The organism is Nocardioides albidus, assembly GCF_006335005.1.
In the GTDB taxonomy this organism is placed as follows: Bacteria; Actinomycetota; Actinomycetes; order Propionibacteriales; family Nocardioidaceae; genus Nocardioides; species Nocardioides albidus.
Map to the genome: position 1 here is coordinate 269,827 of NZ_VDMP01000026.1, position 9,627 is coordinate 279,453.

Sequence of the window (9,627 nt, forward strand, 5' to 3'; positions counted from 1 at the left end):
TGGCTGCCGCGATCGCGGCTACGGAGCCGGTCGCGAGCATCATTCGGAATCCGGCCGACCGAGTCGATCGGGGAGTGGCCGTCTGTGAGCCCGCGCTCAGGTGGACGAGCATGCCGAGGAACGCCGGGTCGGGCTCGAGCGTCGGTACGTCGACGCGGAGCCGCTCGCTGGGGCGCTGCTGAGTCATGGCCTGCTCTGCTGGTGCGGGGGGAGACGGTCGGCAGACCGCGGGGAGGCGACTGCTCTCACCTGGAACATGTCGCCGCCGGAGGCGGGCGTTACATCGGTGAGCGAACTGGTTCAGCCCGGGGTGTTGACCATGAACGTGGCGGCGTGGGTGACGTACTCCCAGAACCGGGCGTCCTGCTCCGGCGTCAGCTCCACACTGTCGAGCGCGGCCCGGAAGTGCCGCAGCCAGTGGTCGCGTGCCTCGAGATCCACCTCGAACGGCGCGTGCCGCATCCGCAGTCGCGGGTGCCCCCGGTGCTGGGAGTAGGTCGTCGGCCCGCCCCAGTACTGCACCAGGAACAGCAGGAACCGCTCCTCGGCCGGGCCGAGGTCCTCCTCGGGGTACATCGGACGGAGGACGTCGTCGGTGGCGACGCCCTCGTAGAACCTCTTGACGATCCGGCGGAAGGTCTCGAGTCCGCCGATCTCCTCGTAGAAGCTCGTCTCCTCGTGCTCCGGGGTGGTCACGTCCCCATCATCCCTCGCCGGCGGTGGGTGCCGGCACCGAGGGCTCGTCCTCCTGGTGGCGCCGGTCCTCGCGGTGCCACACGACCCGCTGGGCGAAGGGGATCTCGATGCCCTCGTGGTCGAAGCGGGCCTTGATCCGCTGCCTCAGCGCTCGCGCCACCGCCCACTGCTCGAGCGGCGCCGTCTTGACCATGACCCGGACGGTCACGGAGTCCGCCGCGAGCATCTCGACCCCGGTCACCTCGGGCTCCTCGATGATCACGTGGTTGAACTCGTCGTCCTCCCACAGGTCGTGGGCGACCTCCCGCAGCACCCGCTGCACCCGGGCCAGGTCCTCGCCGTACCCGACGCCGACGTCGACGACGGCGCGCGACCAGTTCTGGCTCTTGTTGCCGACCCGGAGGATCTCCCCGTTGGGGACGTACCAGACGGTCCCGTTGATGTCGCGCAGTCGCGTCATGCGCAGCGTGACGACCTCGACGGTGCCGTTGGCCTCCCCGAGGTCGATGACGTCGCCGACGCCGTACTGGTCCTCGATGAAGATGAAGATGCCGGCCAGGAAGTCCTTGACCAGCGACTGGGCGCCGAAGCCGAGCGCGATGCCGATGATCCCCGCGCTCGCGATGATCGGCGCGATGTCGACGCCCACCTCGCTCAGCACCATCGTGCCGATGATCGCCACCACGATGAACGTGATGATGCTCTTCAGGACGCCGCCCATCGTCGCCGCCCGCTGCTTGCGGCGCGCGGTCACCGCGCTCTCGACGCGCTCGGGCAGCACGCCGCGCTCGGCGCGACGGGCGATGCGGTCGACGAGCCGCTGGAGCAGCCAGCGGATCACCAGGCCCAGCAGGAGCAGGCCGATGATCGCGAGCGGGGTGCCGATGAGGACGTCGGACCACTCGGCGAGCTGCCGGCGGCCGGTCACGTCCCAGGTCAGGTCGCAAACGGTCTCGCCGTCGGCGCATGGACTCGTCGGGCCGTTGCTGGACAGGAGGAGCTCAAGCATCCCGCCAGTGTCCCAAAGGCACCTGAGCGGCGGCGCGGACACCACTACGGCGCGCGCGCCCGCGAGCCGATAGCATGCCGCTCGTGACCAGCACAGCCGTACGCCGCCTCCTCGCCGTGTGCTCCCTCGTCGGGGTCAGCGCCCTGCTCGTCGTCGCCGGGGCGGGTGCCGCGTCGGCGGACACCCCCGAGCCGCACCCCGCCAACGGTGCGGCCAGCTGGGAGGCCAAGCCCGACGTGGACGTGCTCCACGCCTTCCTCTACCTCGGCGGCGTCCCACTCCTGGTGTTCGTCCTGATCACCCTCCTCTTCGTCGGCCCCGCGCTCGCGCGCGGTGAGGATCTGAGCCTGGACGCGCTCGAGCCGGAGAACCAGTGGCTCGGCGGCCCGCGGAAGGCCACCGGTGAGCTGGCCGCACCCGACTCCGACGACTCCAAGGCCGGCGGCGCCGGCGGCAGCTGGTAGCGGCAGCCATGAGCACCACAGCCCTCAGCGCCACGCAGCGCGCCACCCTCGACGTCACCATGCGCAACGCGGAGCAGCTGTGCCGCGCCGAGATCTCCGTCTTCGTCGGAGCCGCCACCGGCGCGCCCCGCGACTTCGCGACCAGCCTGCACAACACCCTCGTGCTGCCCTCGCGCAGCATCCTGATCATGGTCGACCCCGACCGGCGAGTCGTCGAGATCGTCACCGGCGGTCACGCCCGTGAGCGGTTCACCGACGAGGAGGCGCAGCAGGTCGTCGCCGCGATGACCGTGCGGTTCGCGGCCGGTGACCTGGCCGGTGGCCTCACCGAGGGCATCGAGCTGCTCGGTCAGCTCGCCAAGGACTGACGCCGACCCGGCTCATCCTGACCCTGATTTCACGTCGACCCGGCTCATCCTTCCCTCCCAGAGGTCAGGATGCGCCGGGTCGGTGCGATTCCGGGGTCAGGACGCGCCGGGTCGATGGGCGTCGCGGGCCTGGGCGGCCAGCGCCCGGGCGACGTCGGCACGGCCCTCGCGGACGTAGCGCAGGGCACCGGGGTTGACCGCGTCGGCATGGGCCTCCAGCCAGGCGTCGACCGCGTCGAGCGTGGCGGGGGTGGCGAGCAGGCGGGGGAAGATGAACTCCAGCGCGACCGAGGCCTTGTGGCTGCCCAGCCGCTCCCAGGTGCCGGCGACCTCGCCGAGGTAGCGCTCGACGTACGGCGTGAGGAGCTCCTCCTGGCCGGGCTGCCAGAACGCGAGGACCACGCTGCGCTGGGTCTCGTTGGGCACCGACGGGTCGAGCAGGGCCTGGGTCCAGGCGCGCTCCTTGGCCTCGGCCGTGGGCTGCGCGGCACGGGCCGCGGCGGACTTCTCCTGCCCGGAGATCGTGTTGTCGCCGGCGAGCTCCTCGTCGATGCGGGCGTCGTCCGCGCGACCGACCCGGGCCAGAGCGGTGAGCAGGGTCCACCGCAGGTCCTGGTCGACGGCGAGGCCCTCGAAGGCCAGCGAGCCGTCGAGCAGGCCCTCCAGCTCGGCCACGGCGGCCTCGCTCGTCGCCGCTGCGGCGTAGGTCCGGGCGAAGGTCAGCTGGTGGTCGGTGCCGGGATCCGCGGCGGCGAGCAGTGCCCGCAGGCCCTGCTCCCAGCGGGCGGCGAGCTCGGGGCGACGAGCGGGGTCGCTGTAGAGATTGACCGCCTGCGCGGCGTACACGGGGATCCGGCTCACGCCCCAGGCGTCGGTCTCCTGGCCGATGTTGCCCAGGACGAGCTCGACGAAGTCGGTGGCGGAGAGCTCGGCGTCGCGGGTCATGTCCCAGGCGGCGCTCCAGACGAGCGCACGGGCCAGCGAGTCGTCGAGGTCCGAGAGACGGGCCCTGGCGGTCTCGCGTGAACGCTCGTCGAGCCGGATCTTCGCGAACGCGAGGTCCTGGTCGTTGATGAGCAGCAGCTCCGGCTGCGCCTTGCCGACGAGCTCCGGCAGCTCGGTGCGCGCTCCTTCGACGTCGACCTCGACGTAGTCGGTGCGGACCAGGCGGCCCTCGCCGGACCCGGACGGCTCGGAGTTGTAGAAGCCGATGCCGACCCGGTGCCGTCGCAGCGTGGGGTGCTCGGCCGGCGCCGCCTGGTTGATCGCGAAGGACGCGTAGCTGCCGTCCTCGGCCAGCTCGAAGGCGGGGGAGAGGGTGTTGGTGCCGGCGGTCTGCAGCCACTCCTGGGCCCAGCCGGAGAGCTCACGACCCGACGCCTTCTCCAGCGCGGTGAGCAGGTCGGCGAACTCGGTGTTGCCGAAGGCGTGGTCGTGGAAGTACTGCTTGAGGCCGGCCAGGAACGGGTCGAGGCCCACCCAGGCGACGAGCTGCTTGAGCACCGCCGCCCCCTTGGCGTAGGTGATCATGTCGAAGTTGACCTCGACGGCGTGCAGGTCGACGTTGTCGGCGGCGATCGGGTGCGTCGAGGGCAGCGAGTCGGCGCGGTAGCCGGTCTGCTTGCGGGCGTTGGTGAAGCCCGTCCAGGCGTCGTCGTACGACGTCGCGAGGGCCTCGGCGTGGTAGCAGGCCCACTCGGCGAACGACTCGTTGAGCCACAGGTCGTCCCACCACTTCATGGTCACGAGGTCGCCGAACCACATGTGGGCCATCTCGTGGAGGATCACCGAGGCGCGGAACTCGTAGAACGAGCGCGGCTGGCGGGAGCGGGGGAGGTACTCGTCGCGCAGGGTCACCGCGCCGGCGTTCTCCATCGCGCCCATGTTGTACTCCGGCACGTAGAGCTGGTCGTACTTGCCGAACGGGTAGGGGTAGCCGAAGGCGTCCTCGAAGAACGCGAAGCCCTGCTTGGTGAGGGTGACGATCTCCGCGCGGTCGCGCTCGAGGTAGTCCTTGAGCGACTGGCGGCAGTAGTGGCCGAGCGGGATGGTGCCGTGGGCACCCTCGTAGACGTCCTGCACCTCGTAGTACTCACCCGCGACGACCGCGGTGATGTAGGTCGACATCGGCTTGGTGGCGGGGAAGTTCCAGACCGCGACCTCCTCGCCGCGTCCGTTGGTCGCGCCGGTCGGGACCGGCTCGGGCGTCGTCGCGTTCGACACGACCTTCCAGTGGGCCGGCGCGGTGACGTTGAACGTGAAGGGCGCCTTGAGGTCGGGCTGCTCGAAGGTGGTGTAGACGCGGCGGGCGTCGGGGACCTCGAACTGCGAGTAGAGGTAGACCCGGCCGTCGGCCGGGTCGACGAAGTGATGGAGCCCCTCGCCGGAGTTGGAGTACCTGCAGTCGGCCTTGACGACGAGCACGTTCTCGGCCTGCAGGTCGGGCAGCGCGATCCGGCTGTCGGCGTACGCCGTGGCAGGGTCGAGCGGCGCGCCGTTGAGGGTGATCTCGTGGACGGTGGCGTCGACCAGGTCGGCGAAGGTGGCCGAGCCGGGCTGACGGCAGGTGAAGGTCAGCGTGGTGGTCGACCCGAAGGTCTCCACCCCGTCGGTCGTCGCCTCGGAGAGGTCGAGGTCGATCACGGAGGACGTCACGTCGACGAGGGCGGCGCGGGTAGTCGCCTCGTCGCGGGTGAGGTTGGTGCCGGGCATGGCAGTCATCCTTGCACCCGGTCGAAGTTGTCCGACAATCGGAGCAAGGCAGGCGAACCACAACGGTGTAATTAACAAAAGTCAACGCGACACGCCAGTGAAAGGAGAGAAATTCGGGGATTTTGTTGCGTTCTGGTGCTGTTGTGTCGGATGGTGTTCGGCATGCGCACACCAGGCCGGGCCGCGCGCTGGGGGACCACGACTGCCGCCAGCGCGATGCTGGCGTCCTATCTCGTCCTCGCCGGCCCCTCGTCCCCGATCCCGCACGAACCCCTCCTCCCATCGGCAGGCACCACCTATCTCTGCAGCGGTTACGCGTCCTGCGTCCAGGCCGGCTACTCCGACGCCGGGTACGGCGCGGCGAACGGCTCGATGTACTGGCGGATGTACTCCGGGCACAACTGCACCAACTACGCCGCCTACCGGATGATCAAGGCCGGCATGCCGAACGTCCGGCCGTGGACGGGGGAGGGCAACGCCAGCCACTGGGGCATCTTCATGGCCAGCATCACCGACCAGACGCCCAACGTCGGCGCCATCGCGTGGTGGGGCAAGTACTCCAACGGCGCCGGGTCGTCCGGTCACGTCGCGTACGTCGAGAAGGTCGTCTCGGCCGACGAGATCATCATCTCCGAGGACGCCTGGGGTGGCACCTTCCACTGGCGCTCGGTCACCCGGGCCAGTGGCCGGTGGCCGACCGGCTTCATCCACTTCGTCGACCGAGCGCCGGCCCCGCCGCCGGTCACCCCGCCGCCACCGCCGACCGCGGGCGTCTTCACGCAGACGGCGGACCCCACGGTCAACGCTCCGCTCGTCGTCAACACGACCGTCACGGCGACCGCCGGCGGCTGGAGCCCGGCGCCCGCCGAGAACCGCTGGCGGTGGTTCGCCGACGGCGTCCGGATCGGCGACAACACCTCGGCCAGCCTCCCGCTCACGCCTGATCTCCTGGGGAAGAAGATCAGTCTGCGCGTGGTGGCGAGGCAGGACGGCTACACGACGTTCGTCTCGCGGTTCTACGAGCTCGGCCCCGTCGTCCTCGGCGTGGTCAACCCGACCACGCCGCCGGCCCTCACCGGGACGCCGGCGCTGGGCCAGGTGCTGACGGCGACGCCCGGCGCCTACGACCACCCGGATGCGGCCGTGGGCTACCAGTGGCTGCGCAACGGGGCGCCGATCGCCGGGGCCACCGCGCCGACGTACCAGCTCACGCCGGACGACGTCGGCATGCCGATGGCGGTCCAGGTGACGGCGGCGAAGGCCCAGTACGCGCCGAACGTCGCCACCCTGACCCTGCCCGGGTTGGTCACCAGCCCGGCCACCGTCGCCCTCTCGACGCGCTCGGCCCACCGCCGGGCGATCGTCCGGGTGCGCGTGACCGCAGCGGGGAAGCTGCCGGTCACGGGCAAGGTGCTGATCCGGATCGGATCCTGGAAGCGCGAGGTCCGGCTCGACGACGGTGTGGCGCGGGTGAAGGTCCGCACCGGCCGCGGCACCAAGCCGGTGCGGGTGCGCTACCTGGGCTCGACGGTCGTGCCGAAGGCGCCCGCGGTCACCGGCAGCGTGCGCGTGCGCTGAGCTCGGGGCGGATCGGGAATGCCGCGGGCGGCGGAGAGGTTGGCGAGCCATGGCTGACAACTCCGCGCCCGCAACCCACCGCGCCGACTTCTGGTTCGACCCGATGTGCCCCTTCGCCTGGATCACCTCACGGTGGATCCTCGAGGTCGAGAAGGTGCGCGACGTCGAGGTCGCCTGGCACGTGATGAGCCTGGGCTACCTCAACCAGGACCGCGACATCCCCGACGGCTACCGGGAGTTCCTCGTCCCGGCCTGGGGTCCGGTGCGGGTGCTCGTCGCCGCCCAGCAGAGGTACGGCGACAAGGTCCTCCGCCCGATGTACGACGCCTTCGGCCAGCGCATCCACGTCGAGGGCCGCACGCTGCACGCGCAGCCCGACGGCGGCCTCGCGCTCATCGCGGAGGTGCTCGAGGAGGTCGGCCTCGACGCCGGGCTGATCGAGGCGGCCACCGACCCGTCGTACGACGATGCGGTCGCGGCCTCGCACCACGAGGGCATGGACGCGGTCGGTGACGACGTCGGGACCCCGACCATCCACATCGACGGCGCCGCCTTCTTCGGCCCGGTCCTGTCGAAGATCCCGCGCGGCGAGGACGCCGGTCGCCTGTGGGACGGCTGCGTCGCCGTCGCGTCCTTCCCCTACTTCTACGAGCTCAAGCGGAGCCGGACGGGCGACCTCGATTTCTCCTGACACGCGGAGTCAGACCCTGGGCCCGGCGCGCCCGATGGCGCATGCTCGATGGTCATGAAGCCCTCGGACCCGTCCCTGCGCCGCCGTGATCTCGCCGTGCTCGGAGCCGCCGCGGCGGCCGTGCCGCTCGTCGGGCGCGCCTCCGGAGCCGCCGCGGCCGCGCCGGCGGGGTCCCGTCTGCGGCTGCGGCGCGACGCGGACGGGACCGGGGCTGCGCTCGACGTACCCCTCGGCCAGGACCCGCAGGTCGCCGCCCGGGGTGCCGTCCTGCGGACCGCCCCGCAGCGCACCGACCGCTTCGCGCTCCTCGGGGTCACCTGGGCGTCGGGGACCGGGCAGGTGCGGGTCCGGGTCCGCGGGACCAGCGGGGCGTGGGGGCCGTGGCGCAGCGTCCCCTCCCTGCACGACCTCCCCGACCGCGGCACCGAGGGTCGGGGGAGCCGGGCGGCGACCGAGCCGCTCTGGGTCGGCGACAGCGACGGGGTGCAGGTCGAGGTGGCCGGAGCCGTCGAGGACCCGGTGCTCACCCTGATCGACCCGGGCCACGACGCCGGGGACGCCGGGGACGCCGATGACGCCGGGGACGTGTCCGACGCCCCGGATCCCGCCGCCCGACCGAAGCGACGTCGCTCCCTGCGACCCAGGATCCGCAGCCGCCGGTCCTGGGGTGCCAAGGAGCGGTGGGCCACCGGGAGGCCGAAGCGGGTCAGGACGGTCGAGCAGGTCCACGTCCACCACACCGCGACCGGCAACGACTACCGCAAGCGCGACGTCCCTCGCATGCTGCGGGCGATCTACCGCTACCACACCAAGACGCTCGGCTGGTCCGACATCGGCTACAACTATCTCGTCGACCGGTTCGGCCGGATCTGGGCCGGCCGGCGGGGAGCCGACGGCGACCGCGACACCCTCGGCGCGCACACCCTCGGCTTCAACCACACCTCGGTCGGCATCGCCGTGCTCGGCTCCTACGACGTGGCGGCCCCGACGCCGAAGGTCCTCGCCGGGATCGCCAAGGTCGCCGCCTGGAAGCTGAGGAGATATCACCGCGACCCCCTCGGCGTAACCCTCGTCCGCTCGCGCGGCAGCGACCTCCACCCCAAGGGGACGTGGGTGACGGTGCCGGTCATCGACGGCCACCGCGACACCAACGACACCGAGTGCCCCGGCCAGTTCCTGTACGACGCGCTCCCGGACATCCGGCTGCGGACCGCCCGCCGGATCAAGAAGTCCCGCCGCTGACCGACCGAGCCGGCCGCGACCCTAGGATTCAGGCCATGACCCACGTCCTCTCCGCTGTCGCCTGGCCCTACGCCAACGGCCCCCGTCACATCGGCCACGTGGCCGGCTTCGGTGTCCCGTCCGACGTCTTCAGCCGGTACCAGCGGATGGCGGGCAACGACGTGCTCATGGTGTCGGGCTCCGACGAGCACGGCACCCCGATCCTCATCGCCGCCGACGAGGCCGGCATGACTCCGCAGGAGCTCGCCGACAAGAACCACCGGCTGATCGTCGAGGACCTCGTCGGCCTCGGCGTCAGCTACGACCTCTACACGCGTACGACGACCCGCAACCACCACGCGGTCGTGCAGGAGCTCTTCCTGGGCGTCTACGAGAACGGCTACCTCGTCGAGCAGACGACGTACGGCGCGATCTCGCCCTCGACCGGTCGCACCCTCCCGGACCGCTACATCGAGGGCACCTGCCCGATCTGCGGGTACGACGGCGCACGCGGCGACCAGTGCGACAACTGCGGCAACCAGCTCGACCCGCAGGACCTGAAGAACCCGCGTTCGAAGATCAACGGCGAGACGCCGGAGTTCGTCGAGACCCAGCACTTCTTCCTCGACCTGCCCGCGCTGGCCGAGGCGCTCACCGCCTGGCTCGACGAGCGGGAGGCGACGGGGCTGTGGCGACCCAACGTCATCCGGTTCTCGAAGAACATCCTCGAGGAGATCCGGCCCCGCTCGATCACCCGCGACATCGACTGGGGCATCACCATCCCCCTCGACGGGTGGCGTGAGAACCCGACCAAGAAGCTCTACGTCTGGTTCGACGCCGTGGTCGGCTACCTGTCCGCCTCGGTGGAGTGGGCGCGCCGGCTCGGCG

At 71.2% G+C, this 9,627-nt stretch carries 10 protein-coding genes; 6 read left to right on the forward strand and 4 right to left on the reverse strand.

Features of this window, described 5'->3' with window-relative positions:
- The 3 genes from FHP29_RS22280 to FHP29_RS17105 all read right to left on the reverse strand — a co-directional run.
- Positions 1–187 (reverse strand): hypothetical protein (locus FHP29_RS22280; RefSeq protein ID WP_205014217.1); only part of this gene is annotated, 187 nt, incomplete at its 3' end.
- A gap of 113 nt (positions 188–300) precedes the next feature.
- The gene (locus tag FHP29_RS17100) at positions 301–696 is read right to left on the reverse strand and encodes a globin (RefSeq protein ID WP_139624073.1); all 396 of its coding nucleotides are present in this window, start codon (positions 694–696) and stop codon (positions 301–303) included.
- A 7-nt stretch (positions 697–703) separates the two neighbouring features.
- The gene (locus FHP29_RS17105; protein WP_139624074.1) at positions 704–1,705 is read right to left on the reverse strand and encodes a mechanosensitive ion channel family protein; all 1,002 of its coding nucleotides are present in this window, start codon (positions 1,703–1,705) and stop codon (positions 704–706) included.
- A gap of 83 nt (positions 1,706–1,788) precedes the next feature.
- On the opposite strand from FHP29_RS17105, the gene FHP29_RS17110 reads away from it, so the two are divergent.
- Together FHP29_RS17110 and FHP29_RS17115 are read left to right on the forward strand one after the other, a co-directional pair.
- Positions 1,789–2,169, forward strand: a complete 381-nt coding sequence (locus FHP29_RS17110; protein ID WP_139624075.1) for a hypothetical protein — start codon at positions 1,789–1,791, stop codon at positions 2,167–2,169.
- Between the two features lie 8 nt (positions 2,170–2,177).
- Positions 2,178–2,537, forward strand: a complete 360-nt coding sequence (locus FHP29_RS17115) for a TPM domain-containing protein (protein WP_139624076.1) — start codon at positions 2,178–2,180, stop codon at positions 2,535–2,537.
- Between the two features lie 96 nt (positions 2,538–2,633).
- Here FHP29_RS17115 and pepN read toward each other — a convergent pair whose 3' ends face one another.
- Positions 2,634–5,249, reverse strand: coding sequence for an aminopeptidase N (gene pepN, locus FHP29_RS17120; protein ID WP_139624077.1), 2,616 nt, complete (start codon positions 5,247–5,249; stop codon positions 2,634–2,636).
- A gap of 162 nt (positions 5,250–5,411) precedes the next feature.
- Between pepN and FHP29_RS17125 the strand changes: the two genes are divergently transcribed.
- From FHP29_RS17125 to FHP29_RS17140, 4 genes are all read left to right on the forward strand, one after another.
- Entirely contained in the window at positions 5,412–6,827 is a 1,416-nt protein-coding gene (locus FHP29_RS17125; RefSeq protein WP_158296613.1) for a CHAP domain-containing protein, read from the forward strand.
- Positions 6,828–6,876: 49 nt separating this feature from the next.
- Positions 6,877–7,518, forward strand: coding sequence for a mycothiol-dependent nitroreductase Rv2466c family protein (locus FHP29_RS17130; protein WP_139624079.1), 642 nt, complete (start codon positions 6,877–6,879; stop codon positions 7,516–7,518).
- A 54-nt stretch (positions 7,519–7,572) separates the two neighbouring features.
- Entirely contained in the window at positions 7,573–8,760 is a 1,188-nt protein-coding gene (locus FHP29_RS17135; protein ID WP_139624080.1) for an N-acetylmuramoyl-L-alanine amidase, read from the forward strand.
- Between the two features lie 35 nt (positions 8,761–8,795).
- A partial coding sequence (locus tag FHP29_RS17140; RefSeq protein ID WP_139624324.1) for a methionine--tRNA ligase occupies positions 8,796–9,627 on the forward strand: 832 nt, incomplete at its 3' end.

Bases quoted from the DNA above. Each gene is read 5' to 3' on its own strand.
- FHP29_RS17105 (WP_139624074.1), bottom strand. From the start codon at position 1,705: ATGCTTGAGCTCCTCCTGTCCAGCAACGGCCCGACGAGTCCATGCGCC.
- FHP29_RS17115 (WP_139624076.1), top strand. From the start codon at position 2,178: ATGAGCACCACAGCCCTCAGCGCCACGCAGCGCGCCACCCTCGACGTC.
- pepN (WP_139624077.1), bottom strand. From the start codon at position 5,249: ATGCCCGGCACCAACCTCACCCGCGACGAGGCGACTACCCGCGCCGCC.
- FHP29_RS17125 (WP_158296613.1), top strand. From the start codon at position 5,412: ATGCGCACACCAGGCCGGGCCGCGCGCTGGGGGACCACGACTGCCGCC.
- FHP29_RS17130 (WP_139624079.1), top strand. From the start codon at position 6,877: ATGGCTGACAACTCCGCGCCCGCAACCCACCGCGCCGACTTCTGGTTC.
- FHP29_RS17135 (WP_139624080.1), top strand. From the start codon at position 7,573: ATGAAGCCCTCGGACCCGTCCCTGCGCCGCCGTGATCTCGCCGTGCTC.